The organism is Pseudomonas sp. S3_A09, assembly GCF_054668065.1.
Window position 1 is genome coordinate 4,436,648 of record NZ_CP162752.1, and the last position, 20,195, is coordinate 4,456,842.

Consider the following 20,195-nt stretch of genomic DNA (forward strand, 5'->3'; position numbering starts at 1 on the left):
CGGAGGCGAGCCGGGAGGCTCGCTCCCGCCTATTGCTCTGTCGTTAAACTGTCCAGTTGCATTCGCAGCTGCCTTTCCAGTTCAAGCATGCATTTTTCCAGAGTCTTGATGCCGGTTTCGATCAGTGGCAGTTCATCACCTCGGGCACACCCCTGTTCCAGCGCTTCGCACTGAGCGGCCAGTACGCTGGCTTGCACAATGCGCGCGGCGCCCTTGATCTTGTGCGCCTGTTCGATGATGTCTTGGAGTGGGGCTTGTCGAGCCACTAGCGCAATTATTTCTTGGCGGTCATGCGCGCTGCTGCTCAACAACTCCTCCAGCAGGCGCCGGCTCAGTTGCGGGTCGCCTCCCGTCAACGCGTCCAAGCTGCTCAGATCCAGCAGTGTACTGGTGGGGTGTGGACCGATCTGCGCCAGCTGTCGCTCCAGTATCGTGAGGCTGATGGGTTTGAACAGGCAGTCGTTCATTCCCGCTTCAGCGCAGCGCCGCTTCTCTTCCGGTTGGGCATTGGCCGTGAAACCCAGTATGACGCAAGGGGGCAACTGCTCGCGTTGTTCGTATTCACGGATGGACCGGCTTAACTCATAACCGTTCATGATGGGCATGTTGCAGTCGGCGATGACCAGGTCGAAGTGTTCCTGGCGCCAAGCCTGGAAGCCGGCCGCGCCATGCTGGGCAGCCGTGAACTGGTGGCCGAGGTAACCCAGTTGCTGGCACATCAGCAAGCGGTTCGCGGGGTGATCATCTACCACCAGCACATTGAGCACCGGCGCAGGCGTGGGGGTTGCCGGCTTGGGTTCTTCCACCGCATGCACGGGCTGCAGGCTGTGCATCTTAAGACTTACGTACACCTGCGTGCCCACCATGGGAACGCTGCTCAGGCTCAATTGCCCGCCCATCATTGCGCACAGGCTGCGGCAGATCACCAACCCCAGGCCCGCCCCGCTGCGGGCCAGGTGCCCCGAGTTGTCGGCCTGGGAGAAGGGTTCGAACAAGCGCAATTGGTCTTCTCGGCTGATGCCTATACCCGTGTCCTCGACCACCAGCTTCATTTCGACTTGCTGCGGCAGGTCGGTAGCGTGCACCTCCACCTTGACCTTCACCTCACCGCGCTCGGTGAATTTGATGGCATTGCTCACCAGGTTCGACAGCACTTGTTTGAAGCGCAGCGGGTCGATCAGGACGTCGGTGTCGTCAAGCCCAGGTTTGAACTCCAGCAGCAAACTGAGCGTCTTCTGGCGCGCCAGGCCGTCGAACACGCGGACCACCGACTCAATCACGTCCTTCAGGTTTACCCGCTCGGGGGACAGGCTCAGTCGGCCTGACTCGATGCGCGCGATGTCGAGGATATCGCCGATCAGCTCCAGCAGGTCCTTGGCCGAGTGGTAGGCAACCTCGATGGCCGGGCGATCCAGATGGCCCTGATCTGCTCGCTTGAGGGTCAGTTCCAGCATGCCGATGACGGCGTTCATCGGTGTGCGTATTTCGTGGCTCATGGTCGCAAGGAAGGTACTTTTGGCGCGGTTGGCCTCATCGGCACGCTCCTTGGCCGCGCGCAGCTCATCGAACAGTTGGCGCCGTTCGCTGATGTCGATCCAGCCTCCGATGATGCCCTGGACTTTGCCGGTCGAGTCGCGATAGGGGAGGATCCAGTGATAGATCGTCAGTTTTTTTCCGCGAATATGCAGGGGGCGATCCACGATCAGCGGGTTGCCTTGCGCGACCACACGCTGATAGTCAGCGTGGTATTGCGACGCTTCTGTTTCCAGTGCCGTACTGATCTGAAGGGCACTTTTTCCGATGACGTCCTCACGCTTGACGTCGAATACCTGCAGGTAGCTGTCGTTACAGGTCTGCAACAGGCCGTTGCGGTCGCGTACGTAAATCGGATGAGGCGTTTCATTGACCAGCGCGCGCATGAATTCGAACTGATCGTTGAGGGCGCGCTCGGCCATCCTGCGATGTTTTATCTGGCGGCGCATGTAGGCGTTCCAGGCCAACGAGATCAATAGCAGCAGCCCGGTGCCGATGATGATCTGGGCAATCAAGTCGTGGTAATCGCGCCAGTAGCTGTCGGAGGCGGCGGTGTAGCCTCGCCAGCGGCTGTTGATCACACCGAGCTCATCCGGAGCGATACTGAGCAGCGCCTTGTCCAGGATCGAGCTCAATTCCGTGGCGTCGCGTGAGGTGGCCAGCGCGAAAAGGGCTGGCAGGGTGCCGATGCTGGTGCCGATCTGTAATCTGTCCTGGAAGACGTGTGAAGACAGCAAGTAGTTGGCGACCACCAGTGAGTTCACCGCACCCTCAACGTGGCCTTGCGCGAGTAATTCCGCAGCCTTGAAGGTGTCACTGGTTTCCACCAGTTGGATATGTGGGAAGTCCTTGCGAAGAGTGACTTCGAGCGGGTTACCCTGGGTGATCGCCAGACGTTTGCCGGCCATTTGTTCCAGGTTCAACGGGGCGTCAGGCTCTTTGCGCGTCAGCAGTACGTAGGAGTTTTCCAGGTAGGGACGGCTGAAATTCAACTGCGTCTCTCGCTCACTGCTGGGCACAATGGCGCCGATGATATCGACTTTGCCGGTGTCGATTTGTTCGATCATCGCGTTGATGTCACGCCCGCGTTGAATCTCGAAGCGTAGCCCGGTACGCAGGCGTATCAGTTCCAGGAGGTCGGCTGTAATGCCGCGGAAATTGCCGTCGGCATCAAAGAACGTCAGCGGCGCAAAGGTTTCGTTGGCGATGACCGTGACCACGGGGTGTGCCTTGAGCCAACGCTCTTCGCGTTGGGTCAGTTGCAGCTTCTGATCGGTCAGCAGAATGTCGCTGCCGGCGCTCCAGCGTTTGGCGATGTTTTCCCGTTCATGGGTGGGCAGTGCTGCCAGCACGGCGTTTACGATATTCAAAAGGATGGGCTGGTCCTGGCGCAGGGCAAAACTAAATCCGTAGGCTTCGTGCTTGCCGAAGTTGGCCATATGGATATTTTTCAGGTAACCCTTGTTGATCATGTAATGAGTGGAAATGGTATCGCCAAGAAACACATCGGCCTGGTCGAATGCGACGGCATTCAACGCATTCTGATAGGAGGGATAGGCACGAATAATGGCCTTTGGATACAGCTTTTGTACCTCCTCCAGGGGCAGGTAGTGGTAGACCAGGCTCAAGCGAAGACCGGCCAGGCCATCGCTGAGGCTGCGGGTTTCTCCTTCGCGTGTTACCAGAACAGGCTGGTCCACGGCATACGGTGCCGAAAGGGTGAGCAATGGATGGGTGGCTTCAAAACCGTTGGAAGAACCCAGCAGGTCGATTTCACCTGACTCCAGTGCCTGGATGGACGCCTCCCGGGTCGGGTAGCGCTGCACCCTGACGGGTAACGCCAGTGCCTTGGCCAACACCCCGGCGTAATCGGCGGTGATGCCTTCGTAGTCGTACCCGCTCGACGTGATATCGAACGGCGGGTAGTCGGGGGCTGCCGTACCCAGGATCAGCTCACGTTTGTTCTGCAGCCACCGGCGTTGAGTGGCGTCCATTGGCGTGTCCAGTTGGACGTTCCCTGCGCGGCTCAGTAAATTATAGTGCTCCGGTTGTGTTGCAGCGGCGAGCACAGTGGTGCTCAGGCACACGCCTGCGCTCAAAATAATGAGATAGTCCTTTATACACTTCGGCATCCGCTTTCTCACACCAGCGCGTTTCGTTTTGCCAGCTCGATAAGTTCTACCAAGGACTTTGCTTTCAGTTTTTGCATAAGCCTCTTTTTATACGTGCTGACGGTTTTGTTACTTAAAAACATTCCTTTGGCAATTTCCTTGTTGGTACGGCCTTGTGCAAAAAGTTGCAATACCATTAACTCTCGATCATTCACTGTTTTGAACAGCTCCAACTCTTCGTAGTTTGCTTCCGGTCCGCTCGTATTCAAGGCCTGGCTGGGAAAGTAGTTATAACCGGATAATACGGCGCGGATCGCACTCAGCAATTCACTCAGATCACCTTCCTTGCACACATAACCATCGGCACCTGAGCGCATGCAGCGAGTAGCAAACAGGGTGGGGGTTTGCGCCGTGAGGATAAGGGTCTTCATGGAGGTATTCATGGAGTTGAAGCGGCATAGCACTTCGAGCCCATCCAGTTTTGGGATTCCGATGTCCAGAATGATCAAGTCCGGAAGGCACTCGCGAACCATTTGTATCGCATCACAGCCATTATCGGTTTCGCCGACGACTTTATAGCCTTCGTGTTCCAGCAGCATTCGAATGGCCAGCCTGATTACAGGGTGATCATCGATGATGAAAACTGTGTTCATAATCATATTCCACGCAAGTGCAAATAAAGCGGGCACATTAGCTCAGAAGTTGAGGTGGGAGGATGAAGCAGCGGGGGGGAAGGTGCAAAACAGGAAAAGTCCTACAACAAAAACGGCTTAGGCTCACGCATTGCGAAGGCTTTGTGGGCGTTCATGTCGGCGCCTCAGGTTATTTGAAGGGTAAACCGCATGCCTGATGTTATCTAGCCAATCTCGGTAAGTTCTCTTAAGGCAGGATGTTTAATTTCCTACATTGATGAAAGCCATGAGTTCGTCCTGGTTCAGCGGTTTTGATAAGTAACCCAGCAGCGGCAGATTCCGCCGAAAGGCTTGCTTGCTCAGATACTCCAATTCGATCACGGGTAAACCACTGAGTAAAATGGCACCTGCTATAAAACATTGGCGGCTGGCTATTTCTATCAACTCCAGTCCAGGCAGGTCGGGCAGGCATTGATCGCACAGCATGAGATCGAAGGGGGCTTCGCCCTGCGTCATCAGTTGGATCGCTTGTTCAGCGTTTTCAGCCAGCGTCAATTGGTCGAAGCCAAAGCTCTTGAGCAGGCACTGGGTGGCAAGGCGCTGAAAGGGGTGATCCTCCACCACCAGGAGTCGAAGGTTGGACTTGAGCATAGGATGGGCACACGGTGAGTCAGATGGCGATTGGGCACGACGTAAAAGCGTGCGCGATTGTTCATCGTATGCTTGTACGAATTCGATCAGGCCGCTCTGTTCCCTTCGTAGGTAGCTTCCTTTCAGGGAGCAGGCGGTTGATCAAACGCTATTGAGGGCTAGAGCGCCCGGTCATCTCACGGGCCATCTCGGTGGCGTAGCTGTCGGTCATGCCGGCGATAAAGTCGATCATTCGCAGGAACGAGGTGTGCAGCGGCCACGCCGGGTCTGGCGCGTTGTTGCCCAGCAGATCGAGGATGCGTCGGTTCTTGAACGACGGCGTGCGTCCGCCGTGCTGCTCCAGGGCCGCACCGCAGAACGCATTCAGGAGAATTTCCAGGGTGGTGTAGGCGCCGATCTCGTGCAGCGTCTTGCGCTTGTCCTGGAAGATCTTCTTGCGCGCCATGTCCTTGGCATCCAGCACACAGCGCTTGGCCGGGCCGTGCATATGTTCTACCAAGTCGCCGGGCAGGGTGCCGGCGAGCAGGGCGTCCTGCTGTTCGACGAAGGCCTGTGCGGCTGCGTTGGTCAGATGTTCGATGGCCTTGCCGCGCAGGATTGCCAATTTGCGTCGGCGCGAGTCATGGGCGCCCAGTTGGCGATAGGTTTGGGGCAGATCGTCGCCCACCAGGTTCAGTAGCAGCGACTCGACTTCGGCGTATTCCAGCAACTCCATTTCCAGGCCGTCTTCCAGGTCGATCAAGGCGTAGCAGATATCATCCGCCGCCTCCATCAAGTACACCAGCGGGTGTCGGGCCCAGCGTTGTTCTTCGAGTTGCGGCAGGCCGAGCTTGTGGGCGATCTGCTCGAGGATCGGCAGTTCGCTCTGGTAGCAGCCGAACTTGTGCTTCTTGTAACCCAGGGAGTCCGCGTGGCGGGCGGTCCATGGGTATTTCAGGTAGGTGCCCAGGGTCGCATAGGTCAGCCGGGTGCCGCCGTCGAACTGGTGGTATTCCAGCTGGGTCAATACGCGGAAACCTTGGGCGTTGCCTTCGAAGTTGAGGAAGTCGTTACGCTCGGCGCTACTCATGTCGTCCAGCCAGCCGCGTCCTGCGGCTTGTTGAAACCAGTGGCGGATGGCGTCTTCGCCAGAGTGCCCGAACGGTGGGTTGCCGATGTCATGGGCCAGGCAGGCCGATTGCACCACCATGCCCAGGTCGCTGGGGTCACACCAGTCGGGCAGGGCGTTGCGCAGGGTTTCACCGACGCGCATGCCGAGGGAGCGACCCACGCAGCTCACTTCCAGGGAGTGGGTCAGGCGCGTGTGGATATGGTCGTTGCTGGAGACAGGGTGCACTTGGGTCTTGCGCCCCAGGCGACGAAAGGCGCCGGAGAAGATAATACGGTCATGGTCTTTGTGAAACGGGCTACGCCCCAGTTCTTCCGGGCTGTGCAGCGGTTTGCCAAGACGTTCGCGAGTCAACAGGGTGGGCCAATCCAAGGCGGGTACTCTCCGTGCGGTGAATGACCCTCCCAGCTTCCCGGTTCAGCGTGCCCTGGGCAAGCGAAAATCTACAGCCCGGCCGCGTCGATATCGATTAACAGCAAACGCTGACCGTTTTCGAAGAATTGTCCGGCCGTGAGGCAATACTGGTTGGTGGTGGCGTCGCGGTAGGTCGAGGACAGGGTCAGGCGACGTTCTTCCCAGCCTTCGGCCAGCAAGTGATAGAAGTAGGGGCGCCATGACCAGTTGTGGCCCAGGTAGCGGCTATCGGACTGCCAGGCATCCTGGCGCCACTCGAAGTTGGGTGTCAGCTGGGTGCCATGCCGGTCACACTGGTAGAAGCGCAGCAGCCAGGGAAACGCCGGCAGTTGCGGCAGTTTGCTCAACGGTGCCTGGGCCTGGGCCCAGGTTTGCAGGATCTTCATCAGTTCGACCAGTTGATGGCGCAGCTGCATGATCCGACCGCGCTCCGCCAGCTTCTGCTGGACGTAGGCCGCGCGCAATTGGGCGAAGCGCGGGACGAAGGCGTCGGCGGCGAACCAGTCCAACCGGGCCTGGGCAAACAGATAACCCTGTACATAGCGCGAGCCGCACTCCAGGGCAAAGCGCAACTGCGCCTCGGTTTCCACACCTTCGGCAATGATCCAGCAGCCGGTCTTCTCGGCCATTTGCGCCAGGGCCCGCACCACTTCACTGCTCGGCCCACCACGGGCAGCTTCCTGGAACAGGCGCATGTCCAGCTTGAGGATATCCGGCTGCAACGCCAGCACCCGGTCGAGCTGGGAATAGCCGGCGCCAAAGTCGTCGATGGCGATGCGCGCACCGGCTTCGCGATAGCGCGCCACCACGTCAGCCAGGCGACGGATGTCGCCACCCAGCTCGGTGATCTCGAACACGATGCGCTGCGGATCGACGCCATGGTGCTGGATCTGTTTGAGGCTCGGCAGGGCCTGGCCCGGTCGCAGGCGATTGATCCAACGTGGCGAGATGTTCAGGCTCAGGAACCAGTCTTTGGGGGCTTCATGCAAGCGGCTCAGCGCATTGTCGCGAATCTGTCGGTCGAGTCGGCGCAAGGTTGCGCCCGGTGTGCGCGGGTCAGCGAACAGCGGGCCTACGGACTGCAGGCGACCGTCAGCCTGACGCAGACGGCCCAGGGCCTCGACGCCGGCGATGCGGCCCGTGGCAGTGTCGATAAACGGCTGGAAGCAGGCGAGCGGTTGCCCGTCGATCACGGCGCCTCCTTAGAATGGTTGGCGAAAAAAGGCCCGACCCTCGAAATGAGGGCCGGGCCGTTTCTGTTAGCAAGAATGCAGCCAGCCAGGCTCAACTTTTACGCGAAGAGCCCTGCATGGCCAGTTTGATCAGCGGGATCAAGCCGGCACCGAGGCGCACCAGGCGCGTCAGGCTGCCGATACCACCGCCCTTGGCGCCTTTGCCGGTAAAGAAGCCCATCAACGTCACCGCGGCCACGCCCCACAGCGGCGCGTGCTTGAGGCCCAGGCTGTCTTGCCAGTTATGGCCCATGTTGCGCACCTTGTTCAAAGGCAGCATCAATTGCTGGGACTCGTGGCGAATCTCCTGACGGTGCATTTCCATGCGCAGACGAATCAACGCCTTGCGCATTTCCCGGCGGGAGGTGGTTTTCGGGATTTCAGTGATGCTCATGGCAGCAGGCGCTCCCGGTCATTGGCCAGCTCTTCGAGGGTGGCGTGGAACGGCGTGGACTCATCAAACACCGCCGCTTTCAAGCGCACCCCGCAAAACGCTGCGGCCAGGGTGTAGAACACGCACAGGCTGATGATCCCGGTCAGGCGATAACCGGTGTCCCAGACGAGGATCATCACCAGCGTGGACAGGCCCACCAGCAACAGCAGCGCAAACACCAGCGCCAGGCCGGCAAACAGCAGCAGGCTGACGGTGCGCGCTTTCTGTTCCTGCAATTCGATGCCAAACAATTCGACGTGGCTGTGCAGCAAGCCCAGTACGGCCGCGCCCAGACGTCTTGAGGTGGTGCCCGTGGACGAGCCCGTTTCGCCGATAGACATGATTAGCGCCTTGTGGCCAGCAGGCCGATCAGAAAGCCCACGCCGGCAGCAATGCCCACCGACTGCCAAGGGTTGGCTTGCACGTAATCTTCGGTCGCAGTGACCGCCGCCTGGCCGCGTTCGCGCAGGGAGTCCTCGGTCAATTGTAGGGTTTCGCGGGCCTTGAGCAGGCTTTCGTGGATCTTGCTGCGCAGCTCGTCAGCCTGGTCACCCGCCAGCACCTTGGTGTCATCCAGCAACTTTTCAGTGTCGCTGACCAGGGTTTGAAAATCCGCCATCAGTATTTCTTGAGCAGTCTTTGCAGTTCTTCTGGCCATGGGTATCTCCGTGATTGGCTGATCTGTACGTTTTCGAGTCACCGGCTTCGGTGAAGGTTCAGTGCAATTGTGTGGTACAGCTTTTGCTTTGCCTTGGTGCGCAGGCCCTGAGGCCTGCGCTGAATCTGGGCGGTCGGGCAGGAAGCCTTGAAAAACCTTACCCTAAATAACTGAAATTCGCGGAAAAACCCTATCGGTATCGGCTTGTTGTGTTGATCGCTGCGCTAAAGCGGTTCACGCCCTCTTAAGAGGGGTGGGGCCGGCGGTGCCAATTTAGTGCGCGCAACCCCGGATTGAACCGCTTTGGTGCTTTTTGCCTTTATTGCAGGCCTGCCAACCTCCATGGAAAATTTGCACAGTGCAGTGGACACGCTCGTCCACAGTTCCAATACCCTGTTTATCCTGATCGGCGCGGTCATGGTCCTGGCGATGCACGCGGGCTTCGCGTTCCTTGAAGTCGGTACGGTACGCCAGAAAAACCAGGTCAACGCGCTGTCGAAGATCCTCAGCGACTTCGCTATCTCTACGTTGGCCTATTTCTTTATAGGCTATTGGATCTCCTACGGTGTGAGCTTCATGCAACCGGCGGCGGTGATCAGTGCCGACCATGGCTATGGTCTGGTGAAGTTTTTCTTCCTGCTGACCTTTGCGGCGGCAATCCCGGCCATCATTTCCGGGGGCATTGCCGAGCGTGCACGGTTTGCTCCACAACTCTGCGCTACGGCGTTGATCGTGGCATTTATCTATCCGTTTTTCGAAGGCCTGGTGTGGAACGGCAATTTCGGCCTGCAGGCCTGGCTGCTCGCGACCTTCGGTGCCAGCTTCCATGACTTCGCTGGCTCCGTGGTGGTGCACGCCATGGGCGGCTGGCTGGCGCTGGCGGCGGTGTTGCTGCTTGGTCCGCGCAACGGACGTTACCGCGAGGGGCGCTTGGTGGCGTTCGCGCCGTCGAGCATTCCGTTCCTGGCGTTGGGTTCTTGGATTCTGATCGTCGGCTGGTTTGGCTTCAACGTGATGAGCGCGCAAACCCTGAACAGCGTCAGCGGCCTGGTGGCGGTCAACTCGCTGATGGCCATGGTGGGTGGCACGGTTGCGGCCCTGATCATCGGCCGCAACGACCCAGGCTTCCTGCATAACGGCCCACTGGCCGGGTTGGTGGCGATCTGCGCCGGTTCCGACCTGATGCATCCGGTGGGCGCGCTGGTCACGGGTGCAGTCGCTGGCGGCTTGTTTGTGTGGTTCTTCATCGCGGCCCAGGATCGCTGGAAGATCGACGACGTGCTGGGTGTGTGGCCCTTGCACGGCCTGTGCGGCGTGTGGGGCGGCATTGCCTGCGGCATTTTCGGCCAGACAGCCCTGGGTGGATTGGGCGGCGTCAGCCTGATCAGCCAGTTGATCGGCACGGCCCTTGGCGTGCTGGTGGCGTTGGTGGGCGGCCTGCTGGTATACGGCGTGATCAAGCGCGTGCATGGGCTGCGCCTGAGCCAGGAAGAGGAGTACTACGGTGCGGACCTGTCGATCCACAAGATCGGCGCGGTCAGTCAGGATTGATCGGCGCCTCGTCAGCGGCGTCCGGGTGTGAGTAAAAGCCGTGCAGCAGGCGATAGCGGTTCTGCCGCACCTCATCGACTCGCGCCTGGACCTGTTGGTCCGGCAGGCCTAGCAGGATCAGGGCGTGGGAGGCGAGCATCAGGCTCGACTCCAACAGCTCGGGCACCACTTCGCTGGCGCCCGCGGCTTTCAGTTCCGCGAGCTGGCTGTCATCGCGAGTGCGCACCAGGATCGGCACTTCGGCGTTGATCCGGCGCGCCTCTTTCAACACCGCCAAGGCGACATCGCTGTTGTCCACGGCAATCACCACCAGCCGCGCACGTTCCACGCCGACCGCGCTGAGCAGGGCGCCGCGCCGACAGTCGCCGTAATGCACGCTGCTGTCTTCGGTGGCTGCTTCCTGTACGCGCTCCGGGTCGTCATCCAGGGCGATATATGCCTGTTGTTCCTTGCGCAGAAAACGCCCGATCGATTGGCCGACGCGGCCATAGCCGCAGATCACTGCGTGCCCGCGCAGCTCGGCGTTCAGCGCAGTGATTTCTTCCAGTTGCACTTGCTGGTTGGGTTTGCGGTGCAGGCGCAGGGCGATGCCAGGTGCGGCGCGCAACAGCAGCGGCGTGAGCAACATCGAGCAGAAGGTCGCCGCGAGCAACAAACCGTTGAATTCGTCAGGGATCAACCGGCTCTGCTGCATCTGTGCCATCAATGCAAAGCAGAACTCGCCACCCTGGGCCAGGGCCAGGCCGCTGCGCCAGGCTGTTTCACTGTCGCTGCCGCGCAGCTTGACCAGCACGGCGACCACGCAGCCTTTGACCAGCATCAAGGTAAGGGTCAGGCCGAGGATGAGCAGGCTGTGGCTGACAAACAATTGCAAGTCGATGAGCATGCCGATGCTGACGAAAAACAACCCTAGCAGGATGTCGCGAAAGGGCCGGATATCCGCCTCGATCTGGTGACGGTAGTGGCTTTCGCCCAACAACATGCCGGCCAGGAACGCCCCAAGAGCCGGGGAGAGCCCCAAGAGGTGAGTGAGCCAGGCGGTCAGCAACACGATCACCAGCGCCAGCAGCACAAACAACTCCGCTGAATGGGAGGCCGCCACTTCATGAAACAGCCGTGGCAATAACCAGCGACTGGCGAGCAGCAGGCCGACAAACAACACCACGGTCTTGCCCAGGGTCAGTGGCAGCGCCCAATACCAGGCTTGCTCGCCAGTGCCGGCGAACACCGGCACCAAGGTCAGCAGTAACACCGCTACCACATCCTGGAACAGCAACACGCCAATGGCGTTCTGGCCATGACTGCTGAAGATTTCCCCGAGGCTGGTCAGCTCCTTGCTGACGATGGCCGTGGATGACAGCGCCAGCCCAGCCCCCAGCAACAGGGCGATACCCGGCGCCACGCCCAGGATCATCAGCAACAGCCCCAGTAGCACCCCGCACCCCAACACCTGCAGGCTGCCCAGGCCAAACACCACACGGCGCAGGGCCAGCATCTTGGTCAAGGAAAACTCCAGGCCCAGGGAGAACAGCAGGAACACCACGCCCAGCTCGGCAAGGTCGGGCAACTCTTCGCTGTCATTCACCCAGTCCAGCGCGGTGGGCCCCACGGCCAGGCCGACGCAGAGGTAGCCCAGCACGGGCGGCAACTGCAGCCGGCGAAACAGCGCAATCACCACCAGGGATGAGGCCAGAATGATCAGCAGGTTGGCAAACACACGCATCTCCGTTGTAAGGGGGCAGGCAAAAAGCCGCAAGAGTCGGTGAATCAGTTATAGGCCATGGTGACCTGGGTCAGGGTTTTTGTGGTGGTGGGCTTCATGCCGCCACCGGGCATAGAATGTTGACCTACTTTCTGATCAGGTCCATTCGTCATGCTTCCTGAATGCCAGCTATTAGGCACCGTGGGTTGCCATCTTTGTGAGATTGCCGAAGCCGAAATCATGCCGCTCGTCGATAACGGGTTGCTGGTCGAACTGGTGGATATCACCGACCCCGAGGACCTGACCGACGTCTATGGCCTGCGGATTCCGGTGCTGCGTCGGGTGGACAGCGGTGCGGAACTGGATTGGCCATTCGACACACAACAGGTTGTTGCCTTCCTTCGTTAGGTTTATGCGATGGCAGGTTTCCAAATATTAAGTTACTGTATGTTTGTACAGCGATTGAAATAGAGGGAACGCCCGTGGTGAATGTCGAACAACTGAAAAGCAGCGTCAATCGCATGTCCGCCGACGTGGTGCGCGATGCGGTGAAGGAGCTGTGCCTCGATGGTCTGGTCACGGAAGGCAAGACGCCGTTCAACAAAGTGCACTTCAATACCTGTTTTGCCGAGATCGAGGCGCTGTTCCAGCGCGCCGGCTACCACAAGCAGCTGGATGTGGTGGGGTACCAGGGGTTGTTGTACGCGTTGTACGATCCGGGCCGTTGGGAAGCGGTGGATGTGCTGCGCTGGCTCAAGGAATTCACCGAGGCCGCCAGTGCCTCGCCGATCCTGCGGGCGGAGTTGGCCAAGGCCTGAGATCGGCCCTAGGCTCAATCCCGCTGCATGCGGGATAATGCCCGCCTGTTTGGTCAAAGGCGTCGAGCATTTCATGTCCACCTCCGGTTTTTCCGCGTCCCAACACCAAGCCAGCACGTTGTATCTGCCCCCCGGCCCTTGGGTGACGGTGCTGGATTGCCTGTGCGAGCACTTTCCGGCCATCGGCCGCGAACACTGGCTGGATCGCATCGCGCGAGGCCGAGTGCTGGATATCAACGGCAGCCCGATCGCCCTGGACCTGGCCTACAAGGAAGGCTTGTGCATCTACTATTTCCGCGAAGTGCCAAACGAGAAAGTCATCCCGGTGCAGGAAACCATCCTGTATGCCGACGAGCATCTGGTGGTCGCCGACAAACCGCACTTCCTGCCCGTGACCCCGGCCGGTGAATACGTCGAGCAAACCCTGCTGCGCCGTTTGATTCGCCGCCTGGATAATCCATCGCTGGTGCCGTTACACCGTATCGATCGGCACACCGCGGGGCTGGTCCTGTTCTCGGCCAACCCGGCCAGTCGCTCGGCTTACCAGCAACTGTTTCCCACGCGCCAGATCGATAAATTCTACGAAGCCATTGCGCCAGCGCTGCCGGACCTGACGTTCCCCAGGGTGCATAAAAGCCGGCTGGTCGATGGCGAACCGTTCTTTCGCATGCAGGAAGGTCAGGGTGTCGCCAACACCGAAACGGCCGTGGAGGTGCGCGAGAAAAAGGGCGATTTGTGGCGTTATGGCCTGTTCCCGGTGACGGGCAAGAAACACCAGTTGCGCGTGCACATGACCGCCCTCGGCGCGAGTATCTGTAACGACCCGTTCTACCCAGAGGTGATCAAGGACGCGGTAGACGACTACGCCAACCCCCTCAAACTGCTCGCCCAGGGTGTGCGGTTCATTGACCCGGTCACGGGTGAAGAGCGCAGTTTCCGCAGTCGGATCACCCTCGACTGGTAACCCCCGGAAACGACAAGGCCCGCGCGAGGCGGGCCTTGATGGCAAACGTTAAGACTTACAAGTCTTTGACGGTGCGAACCTGGTCTTTGTTGATGCGGGTGCGCTTGCCGTCAAGTTGTTCGAATTCGTAGAAACCCGAATCTTCATTGTATTTCGGGGTGTCGACGGCCTGGATTTCGCGACCGTCATTCAAGGTGATCACTGTTGGCGAGGCGCAACCGGCGAGGGTGGCGAGGCCCAGTGCAAGCATGAGAGCGGCGATGGTCCGTTGAGTCATGAGTCTGTCTCCGAGAGAATACTTTTTAATAGCTGACCTTGTGACGCGTGCAGCGCCGACAAAGTTCCTTGTGCGAGGTTCATTCTGACACGCCCGATGGCGTCTGTAACAGCTCCGGCGTATTAAGGTTGGCCAGGCGAGGGTCATCCGCCGGGCATTCCAGACCCACGCCGCCCAGTTGTAGAAACAGCTTGCGCGGGCTGCGCTCACCGGCGTGCCACGCGCTGTCTACCGCGTCGCGCAGGCCGGTGGGGACGATGCAGATCAACGGTTCCCAGAACGCACCATGGCGCACCATCACCGGCAGCCGCGGGTTGCGTTGCGCGGTTTCACGCAGCGCCTGGATCAGCCCTGCGTCGATATGCGGCACATCGCACGGCAGTATCAGCAGGTGCGCATGACGTGCGGCGGCGAGCCCCGCCCGGATACCGGCGAGCGGGCCGGGGAAGTCCGGGCTGTCGTCATTCACCAACTGGTCGGCGTAGGCGGCATAGTGTTGCGGGTTGCGGTTGCACGAGATGATCAGGTCATCCGTGAGCGGTCGCACCAAATGTTGCACGTGCGCGATCAAGGGCTGGCCGCGCCATTCCAGCAAGCCTTTGTCCTGGCCGCCCATACGTTGGCCGCGCCCGCCGGACAGCAGCAGCACCGAGCAGGGCAGGAGGGATGAATCGATAGGCATAACGGTTCCGCAGCGGCAGCAAAAGGGGGGCCTGTGATATAACATCGGGCTGTTCCTTCGACAACCGGACCGTGCCATGAAAGCCAAGGCAGATGCGCCCTTCGTACCCCTGAATATCGCTGTATTGACCGTCAGCGACACCCGTACCCTCGACACCGATACCTCCGGCCAGGTCTTCGTCGACCGCCTGACTGCCGCCGGCCACCACCTGGCCGAGCGCGTGCTGCTCAAGGACGACCTCTACAAGATCCGCGCCCAGGTCGCTCACTGGATCGCCGAAGACGTGGTGCAAGTGGTGCTGATCACTGGCGGCACCGGCTTCACCGGCCGCGACAGCACCCCCGAAGCGGTGAGCTGCCTGCTGGACAAACAGGTCGATGGCTTTGGTGAACTGTTCCGTCAGATTTCCGTGGCCGACATTGGCACGTCCACCGTGCAATCCCGTGCCCTGGCCGGCCTGGCCAATGGCACCCTGGTGTGCTGCCTGCCGGGTTCCACCAATGCGGTGCGCACTGGCTGGGATGGCATCCTCGCCGAGCAACTGGACAACCGTCACCGCCCGTGCAATTTCGTACCGCACCTGAAACAGGCTGAGCCTTGTGAGTCCCGTGGGTAAGCCCGGCAAGACCGGCGCTCTGCTGCCGGTGGAAGACGCGTTGGCACAGCTGCTGGCCATGGCCGAAGCCGCGCCGATCCGCGAGCAGGAAACGCTGCTGCTGGCGGACTGCGACGGCCGTGTACTGGCGCAAGACCTGATCTCCACCCTCGACCTGCCGCCGTGGCCAAACAGCGCCATGGACGGTTACGCCGTGCGCCTGGCGGACTGGACGGGGGAGCCGTTGGTGGTCAGCCAGCGGATTTTCGCAGGGCAGGCGCCACAGCCTCTGGCGGCGGGCACCTGCGCCCGCATCTTCACCGGCGCCCCGGTGCCGGAAGGGGCCGACTGCGTGGAAATGCAGGAAAACGCCGTGGTTCACGCCGATGAGCGCGTGAGCTTCACCGAACCTCTGCACGCCGGCCAGAACATCCGCCCCCAGGGCCAGGAAACCACGGTTGGCGAGTTAGTGTTGTCGGCCGGCACGCGCCTGGGCCCGATTGAACTGGGGCTGGCGGCGTCCCTCGGTCGTGATCGCCTGGCGGTGGTACGCCGCCCGCGCGTGGCGGTTTTGTCTACCGGTGATGAACTGATCGAGCCGGGCTTGCCGCTGGGGCCGGGGCAGATCTACAACAGCAACCGACGGGTGCTGTGCTCATGGCTGGCGCGCATGGGTTGCGAAGTGATCGACGCCGGCATCTTGCCGGACGATCTGGAGCAGACCCGCGCACGTCTGGGCGGTTTGGGCAGTGTCGACTTGATCCTGTCGACGGGCGGTGTGTCGGTGGGCGAAGCGGACTTTCTTGGGATCGCCCTGCGTGAAGAGGGTGAGCTGGCGTTGTGGAAGCTGGCTATCAAACCCGGCAAGCCGCTGACCTTCGGCCACTTCCGTGGCGTACCGGTGATCGGCCTGCCAGGCAACCCGGCGTCGACGTTGGTGACGTTCGCGCTGCTGGCACGCCCTTACTTGCTGCGCCGCCAAGGTGTGCAGGATGTCGAGCCATTACGTTTTGCAGTGCCAGTGGGGTTCACCTGGCCCAAGCCGGGCAATCGCCGCGAATACCTGCGCGGTCGTATCGAGCAGGGCAAGGCGATCATCTACCGCAACCAGAGCTCCGGCGTGCTGCGCAGTGCGGCGTGGGCGGAGGGGTTTGTGGAGGTGTTGGAGGGGACGACGCTGGAGATGGGTGACCGGGTCAATTTCATTCCTCTAAGTGAAGTTCTGAACTGAACACAGGTCAAAAAAGTGGGAGCGGGCTTGCTCGCGAATGCGTTGGATCAGCCAGCGCATTGAGTGGCTGACACACCACATTCGCGAGCAAGCCCGCTCCCACAGTTTGTTTTGTGTTTGTCTGTGAGTCAGTAGTCATCCCCACGCTCCGTCACATCCCGCTCCACCGGGCCCGCATCCGGGTCATACCCCACCGGGAACTTGCCCTTCAATGTCCATGCAAACGCAATGATCTCGGCAATCGTGCGGTACAACTCCTCTGGAATGCTGTCACCCAGTTCCATCCGCGCCAGCAGCTTCACCAGCTCGGCGTTTTCATAGATGGGCACTTCGTTTTCCCGCGCCAGCTTCAGGATGGCCTCGGCCAGGGCATCGTCGCCCTTGGCGGTCAGGGTTGGTGCCTGCTGGCCGTCGTACTTGAGGGCGATCGCCTGGCGCGGTGGCGTAGGGTTTTTCATGCGGTCTCATCCACCCAGCGTTGCTCCAGTCCGGTTTTAGGCCCGCGCGGCGGGGTGCCGAGGTGGCAATCGAGGTCGCCGACATTGATGCCCGATGTCACCAGGCGTTCGCGCAGGTTGCCCAAGTGGCTTTCGATCAAGCTGGCGGTAAAGGGCCGGGAGGCCCACAACTGGCTGGACAGTTTGCCCTGGCTCAATTGCGCCTGGACCTGCAAAGGCCCCAGCGGCTCCATGTCGAAAGCCAACTCGACGCGCCAGAGCATCTGTTTGGCGTCCTTTTTTCTTTGCGATCGGGCTGATCCTTGTCCGGCGCCGGCTCTTCGCGTTGGAACTTGACCTGCAACGGCACGATGTCCTGCAGGGTGCGCATGGGGATTTCCAACTGCCAGGTGGTTTGCAGGCGGCCGTCGGCGGTGGTGCCTGTTTGTTCCAGGCTCGACAGCTGATGGCTTTGCAACCGCGAGATCGCCCCGGCGGCCAGGCGCAGCAGGTTTTCCAGGTCGCCTTCGCCTTCCAGTTTTGCCATCAACCGTTCGGGCAGTGGGAAGCCGGCGGGCATCTGGCGCGCGCTGACCTGGCCGAGCGTATTCAGTGGACTGCGCACGAAGTTGGGCAGCACCTGGGCCAGGGTGTTGGCGGCGAGGATGGCATTCATATTGGTGTTGGCGGGTAGGGCTGGCAGCAAATCGGCGACCAGGCGCAGCAAGGCGCCTTTCATATCCAGAGGCGGGATCTGTGGGTTTTGCCCGGCAAGCAGCTTGGCTTCAAGAAACGCGCCGCTGTTCTGGATGACTTGCGCCAGTACCTTGGGATTGCTGACCTGGGCCAGGTCGGGCAGGGCGGCAAGCAAACGCTCGGCGGCGCCGCGCAGCTCGGCGGAGGTCGTGTCGCCGCGCGGCAGGTTTTGCAGCGCGGTGAAGACCGCATCCAGCGAGCCCTGGCGACTTTGCTGGGTCGACAGTTGCTGCGTGACGGCCAACTGATCCTTGAGCCCGCTCAACGGCACAAAGCTCAAGGTCTGCGTATTCTGCACCACAGCGCTGAGCAGGCTGCCGACGCGCAGTGGCTGGGGGCTTTCCACGCTCAGGGTCGCGCCGGCCAGCGCGCTGTTGAGCACGGTGACCAATGACCGATAGATCGCCGGTTGCGCCGTGCCCTGGGGCAGCATCTGGGTGGTCAGCACCTTGGCCTGCAACAGTGTGCCCACCGGCATCTGATCCGTGTCGATGCGGGTGAGGGCGGCGACATTGGCGCTCAAGGCTTGTTGCAGGCTGAGGGTCAGGTTGCCGGTGGGCGTCTGGCTCACCGCCACGTTGCTGCCCAGCGGCAGCGGCTGCGGGCTGCTTGCCTGTACCAATGTCTGGCGACCGCCCTCGAGGGTCAACTTGAGCAACAACTGAAAGGCTTCACCGCCTTGTTTCAGGGCGATGACCTCGGCATTCGCGGTTTTCCCGGGGTCGATCAGGCCGATCTGCGGCTCCAGCAGTTTCAACAGTTCGCCGGCCACAGGCGCAGGGCCGGGCCCGGCTGCCGGAGCAGGTGGAAGCGTAGGAAGGTTGATCTCACCGGTCATCGCGCGCGTCGTCTCTGGGGAAATTGCCCTCTTTAGAGTAGGGCATCACATGTATAATGCCGCCCGTCTGCAAAGAGAGCGGTAAAAACCTCACAACTATTTGATCCAGCTCTCTAAAATCGGTCGCCAAAGCCGTTATTGTGCATTTCTCTTTAACGGCCGCTGCACCGCCGACTTGAACCGTAAAGGCCCGCGATCTTTTGACCAGCCCTCTTCTTGAAGCCGTAGCGCTCTCCTGTGAACGCGACCTGCGCCTGCTGTTCGAGCACCTCGAATTGCGGCTGACGGGCGGTGACATGGTGCAGGTCAGCGGGCCCAACGGCAGCGGCAAGACCAGTTTGCTGCGCCTGCTGGCAGGGTTGATGCAGCCCACGGCTGGTGAAGTTCGACTGAATGGCAAACCCCTCAACGAACAACGCACCGAACTGGCACGCAACCTCATTTGGATCGGCCACGCCGCCGGGATCAAAGACGTGCTCACCGCCGAAGAAAATCTCGGCTGGCTCAGCGCCCTGCATCATCCCGTATCCCGCGATGCCATCTGGCAGGCTCTGGCCGCCGTCGGCCTCAAAGGCTTTGAAGATGTTCCCTGTCACACCTTGTCCGCCGGTCAACAGCGCCGCGTGGCTCTGGCGCGTTTGTATCTGCCGGGCCCGCCGTTATGGATTCTCGACGAGCCCTTCACCGCCCTGGATAAACAAGGCGTCGCCCAGCTTGAAGAGCACTTGGCGCGGCATTGCGAACAGGGCGGCACGGTATTGCTCACCACCCACCACACCCTGACGCGTATGCCCGCCGGCTACCGTGATCTTGACCTGGGGGAGTGGTCAGCATGAGCGTATTCGCCCTGTTGGTCGCCCGCGAAGCGCGGTTGCTGTGCCGTCGGCCGGCCGAACTGGCCAACCCGCTGGTGTTTTTCGCGATTGTCATCGCGTTGTTCCCGCTGGCGGTCGGCCCTGAGACTAAACTGTTGCAAACCTTGTCCCCAGGACTGGTGTGGGTGGCCGCGCTTTTATCGGTTCTGCTCTCGCTGGACGGGTTGTTTCGCAGTGATTTCGAAGACGGTTCCCTAGAACAGTGGGTCCTTTCGTCGCACCCCCTGCCACTTCTGGTACTGGCCAAGGTGCTGGCACACTGGGCTTTTTCCGGCCTGGCGCTAGTCTTGCTCTCGCCGCTGCTGGCGATGATGCTGGGCTTGCCCGTCGAATGCCTGCCGGTGTTGCTCCTGTCCTTGTTGCTCGGTACGCCGGTGCTCAGCCTGTTGGGGGCGGTGGGCGCAGCGTTGACCGTGGGTTTGAAGCGGGGTGGCCTGTTGCTGGCCCTGTTGATTCTGCCTTTGTACATCCCGGTATTGATCCTGGGCAGTGGTGCTTTGCAGGCCGCGCTCATGGGCATGCCGGCGACTGGTTACCTCTTGTGGCTTGGTAGCCTGACCGCCCTGGCGGTAACCCTGACACCCTTTGCTATAGCCGCCGGCCTGAAGATCAGCGTCGGCGAATAATGAGGTCTGGTTAAGCGTTGTCTTAACCAGTAAAGACCCTAAGCTTTTCGCAACGACGAAAAGCTACCGTG

20 protein-coding genes and 1 pseudogene are annotated in these 20,195 nt (G+C 60.7%); 8 read left to right on the plus strand and 13 right to left on the minus strand.

From position 1 onward, the window contains the following. Positions 1 to 29: 29 nt before the first annotated feature. The 8 genes from AB4N92_RS20675 to AB4N92_RS20710 all read right to left on the minus strand — a co-directional run bounded on the left by AB4N92_RS20675 (position 30) and on the right by AB4N92_RS20710 (position 8,772). A complete protein-coding gene (locus tag AB4N92_RS20675) occupies positions 30 to 3,665 on the minus strand; it encodes a transporter substrate-binding domain-containing protein (RefSeq protein ID WP_236267181.1) in 3,636 nt (1,211 codons plus the stop codon). An 8-nt stretch (positions 3,666 to 3,673) separates the two neighbouring features. Next, positions 3,674 to 4,297 (minus strand): response regulator transcription factor, encoded by a 624-nt coding sequence (locus tag AB4N92_RS20680; RefSeq protein ID WP_010211823.1) that lies wholly within the window; start codon positions 4,295 to 4,297, stop codon positions 3,674 to 3,676. A 240-nt stretch (positions 4,298 to 4,537) separates the two neighbouring features. Then, positions 4,538 to 4,927: a response regulator gene (locus tag AB4N92_RS20685; protein ID WP_021492236.1), complete on the minus strand. Its 390-nt coding sequence runs from the start codon at positions 4,925 to 4,927 to the stop codon at positions 4,538 to 4,540. A gap of 148 nt (positions 4,928 to 5,075) precedes the next feature. Beyond that, a complete protein-coding gene (locus tag AB4N92_RS20690) occupies positions 5,076 to 6,407 on the minus strand; it encodes a deoxyguanosinetriphosphate triphosphohydrolase (protein ID WP_010211819.1) in 1,332 nt (443 codons plus the stop codon). A gap of 71 nt (positions 6,408 to 6,478) precedes the next feature. Then, positions 6,479 to 7,642 (minus strand): EAL domain-containing protein, encoded by a 1,164-nt coding sequence (locus AB4N92_RS20695; protein ID WP_042570788.1) that lies wholly within the window; start codon positions 7,640 to 7,642, stop codon positions 6,479 to 6,481. Between the two features lie 91 nt (positions 7,643 to 7,733). Beyond that, positions 7,734 to 8,075, minus strand: coding sequence for a hypothetical protein (locus tag AB4N92_RS20700; protein WP_010206381.1), 342 nt, complete (start codon positions 8,073 to 8,075; stop codon positions 7,734 to 7,736). Then, entirely contained in the window at positions 8,072 to 8,455 is a 384-nt protein-coding gene (locus AB4N92_RS20705) for a phage holin family protein (protein ID WP_021492234.1), read from the minus strand. The genes AB4N92_RS20700 and AB4N92_RS20705 overlap by 4 nt, the downstream gene beginning before the upstream one ends. A 2-nt stretch (positions 8,456 to 8,457) precedes the next feature. Then, positions 8,458 to 8,772 carry an ElaB/YgaM/YqjD family protein gene (locus AB4N92_RS20710; protein WP_010211812.1) on the minus strand — a complete coding sequence of 105 codons (315 nt, stop codon included), beginning with the start codon at positions 8,770 to 8,772 and terminating at the stop codon, positions 8,458 to 8,460. Positions 8,773 to 9,114: 342 nt separating this feature from the next. Here AB4N92_RS20710 and AB4N92_RS20715 point away from each other — a divergent pair, with 342 nt between their 5' ends. After that, complete coding sequence (locus AB4N92_RS20715; protein ID WP_010211811.1) at positions 9,115 to 10,323, plus strand: ammonium transporter; 1,209 nt, start codon at positions 9,115 to 9,117, stop codon at positions 10,321 to 10,323. Here AB4N92_RS20715 and AB4N92_RS20720 read toward each other — a convergent pair. Further along, on the minus strand, positions 10,310 to 12,046 hold the full coding sequence (locus AB4N92_RS20720; protein WP_021492232.1) for a cation:proton antiporter: 1,737 nt from the start codon (positions 12,044 to 12,046) through the stop codon (positions 10,310 to 10,312). The genes AB4N92_RS20715 and AB4N92_RS20720 overlap by 14 nt on opposite strands. 150 nt (positions 12,047 to 12,196) lie before the next feature. On the opposite strand from AB4N92_RS20720, the gene AB4N92_RS20725 reads away from it, so the two are divergent. The 3 genes from AB4N92_RS20725 to AB4N92_RS20735 all read left to right on the plus strand — a co-directional run bounded on the left by AB4N92_RS20725 (position 12,197) and on the right by AB4N92_RS20735 (position 13,807). Further along, the gene (locus tag AB4N92_RS20725) at positions 12,197 to 12,433 is read left to right on the plus strand and encodes a glutaredoxin family protein (RefSeq protein WP_044286868.1); all 237 of its coding nucleotides are present in this window, start codon (positions 12,197 to 12,199) and stop codon (positions 12,431 to 12,433) included. Positions 12,434 to 12,507: 74 nt separating this feature from the next. Beyond that, the gene (locus AB4N92_RS20730; RefSeq protein WP_021492231.1) at positions 12,508 to 12,843 is read left to right on the plus strand and encodes a hypothetical protein; all 336 of its coding nucleotides are present in this window, start codon (positions 12,508 to 12,510) and stop codon (positions 12,841 to 12,843) included. A 73-nt stretch (positions 12,844 to 12,916) separates the two neighbouring features. After that, positions 12,917 to 13,807 (plus strand): pseudouridine synthase, encoded by an 891-nt coding sequence (locus AB4N92_RS20735; RefSeq protein ID WP_010211806.1) that lies wholly within the window; start codon positions 12,917 to 12,919, stop codon positions 13,805 to 13,807. A gap of 55 nt (positions 13,808 to 13,862) precedes the next feature. Here AB4N92_RS20735 and AB4N92_RS20740 read toward each other — a convergent pair whose 3' ends face one another. Both AB4N92_RS20740 and mobA read right to left on the minus strand, forming a co-directional pair. Beyond that, complete coding sequence (locus AB4N92_RS20740) at positions 13,863 to 14,084, minus strand: YgdI/YgdR family lipoprotein (RefSeq protein WP_010211805.1); 222 nt, start codon at positions 14,082 to 14,084, stop codon at positions 13,863 to 13,865. Between the two features lie 79 nt (positions 14,085 to 14,163). Continuing rightward, complete coding sequence (gene mobA, locus AB4N92_RS20745; protein WP_010211804.1) at positions 14,164 to 14,766, minus strand: molybdenum cofactor guanylyltransferase MobA; 603 nt, start codon at positions 14,764 to 14,766, stop codon at positions 14,164 to 14,166. Between the two features lie 76 nt (positions 14,767 to 14,842). Here mobA and moaB point away from each other — a divergent pair, with 76 nt between their 5' ends. Together moaB and AB4N92_RS20755 are read left to right on the plus strand one after the other, a co-directional pair. Beyond that, a complete protein-coding gene (moaB, locus tag AB4N92_RS20750; protein ID WP_010211803.1) occupies positions 14,843 to 15,382 on the plus strand; it encodes a molybdenum cofactor biosynthesis protein B in 540 nt (179 codons plus the stop codon). Then, on the plus strand, positions 15,366 to 16,592 hold the full coding sequence (locus AB4N92_RS20755) for a molybdopterin molybdotransferase MoeA (protein WP_029529197.1): 1,227 nt from the start codon (positions 15,366 to 15,368) through the stop codon (positions 16,590 to 16,592). Before moaB ends, AB4N92_RS20755 begins: the two co-directional genes overlap by 17 nt. Positions 16,593 to 16,720: 128 nt before the next feature. Here AB4N92_RS20755 and AB4N92_RS20760 read toward each other — a convergent pair whose 3' ends face one another. Together AB4N92_RS20760 and fliK are read right to left on the minus strand one after the other, a co-directional pair. Continuing rightward, the gene (locus tag AB4N92_RS20760) at positions 16,721 to 17,050 is read right to left on the minus strand and encodes an EscU/YscU/HrcU family type III secretion system export apparatus switch protein (RefSeq protein ID WP_010211799.1); all 330 of its coding nucleotides are present in this window, start codon (positions 17,048 to 17,050) and stop codon (positions 16,721 to 16,723) included. Next, positions 17,047 to 18,623, minus strand: a pseudogene (gene fliK / locus AB4N92_RS20765) (flagellar hook-length control protein FliK). The gene AB4N92_RS20760 and the pseudogene fliK overlap by 4 nt, the downstream one beginning before the upstream one ends. 200 nt (positions 18,624 to 18,823) lie before the next feature. Here fliK and ccmA point away from each other — a divergent pair. Beyond that, the gene (ccmA, locus tag AB4N92_RS20770; protein WP_010211794.1) at positions 18,824 to 19,459 is read left to right on the plus strand and encodes a cytochrome c biogenesis heme-transporting ATPase CcmA; all 636 of its coding nucleotides are present in this window, start codon (positions 18,824 to 18,826) and stop codon (positions 19,457 to 19,459) included. Next, complete coding sequence (gene ccmB / locus AB4N92_RS20775) at positions 19,456 to 20,124, plus strand: heme exporter protein CcmB (RefSeq protein ID WP_003189951.1); 669 nt, start codon at positions 19,456 to 19,458, stop codon at positions 20,122 to 20,124. The genes ccmA and ccmB overlap by 4 nt, the downstream gene beginning before the upstream one ends. Positions 20,125 to 20,195: the final 71 nt, after the last annotated feature.

Excerpts from the sequence above, each read along its gene's own strand:
- AB4N92_RS20675 (WP_236267181.1), bottom strand. The coding sequence starts at position 3,665 with ATGCCGAAGTGTATAAAGGACTATCTCATTATTTTGAGCGCAGGCGTG.
- AB4N92_RS20680 (WP_010211823.1), bottom strand. The coding sequence starts at position 4,297 with ATGAACACAGTTTTCATCATCGATGATCACCCTGTAATCAGGCTGGCC.
- AB4N92_RS20685 (WP_021492236.1), bottom strand. The coding sequence starts at position 4,927 with ATGCTCAAGTCCAACCTTCGACTCCTGGTGGTGGAGGATCACCCCTTT.
- AB4N92_RS20700 (WP_010206381.1), bottom strand. The coding sequence starts at position 8,075 with ATGAGCATCACTGAAATCCCGAAAACCACCTCCCGCCGGGAAATGCGC.
- AB4N92_RS20705 (WP_021492234.1), bottom strand. The coding sequence starts at position 8,455 with ATGTCTATCGGCGAAACGGGCTCGTCCACGGGCACCACCTCAAGACGT.
- AB4N92_RS20710 (WP_010211812.1), bottom strand. The coding sequence starts at position 8,772 with ATGGCCAGAAGAACTGCAAAGACTGCTCAAGAAATACTGATGGCGGAT.
- AB4N92_RS20715 (WP_010211811.1), top strand. The coding sequence starts at position 9,115 with ATGGAAAATTTGCACAGTGCAGTGGACACGCTCGTCCACAGTTCCAAT.
- AB4N92_RS20720 (WP_021492232.1), bottom strand. The coding sequence starts at position 12,046 with ATGCGTGTGTTTGCCAACCTGCTGATCATTCTGGCCTCATCCCTGGTG.
- AB4N92_RS20725 (WP_044286868.1), top strand. The coding sequence starts at position 12,197 with ATGCTTCCTGAATGCCAGCTATTAGGCACCGTGGGTTGCCATCTTTGT.
- AB4N92_RS20735 (WP_010211806.1), top strand. The coding sequence starts at position 12,917 with ATGTCCACCTCCGGTTTTTCCGCGTCCCAACACCAAGCCAGCACGTTG.
- AB4N92_RS20740 (WP_010211805.1), bottom strand. The coding sequence starts at position 14,084 with ATGACTCAACGGACCATCGCCGCTCTCATGCTTGCACTGGGCCTCGCC.
- mobA (WP_010211804.1), bottom strand. The coding sequence starts at position 14,766 with ATGCCTATCGATTCATCCCTCCTGCCCTGCTCGGTGCTGCTGCTGTCC.
- moaB (WP_010211803.1), top strand. The coding sequence starts at position 14,843 with ATGAAAGCCAAGGCAGATGCGCCCTTCGTACCCCTGAATATCGCTGTA.
- AB4N92_RS20760 (WP_010211799.1), bottom strand. The coding sequence starts at position 17,050 with ATGAAAAACCCTACGCCACCGCGCCAGGCGATCGCCCTCAAGTACGAC.
- ccmB (WP_003189951.1), top strand. The coding sequence starts at position 19,456 with ATGAGCGTATTCGCCCTGTTGGTCGCCCGCGAAGCGCGGTTGCTGTGC.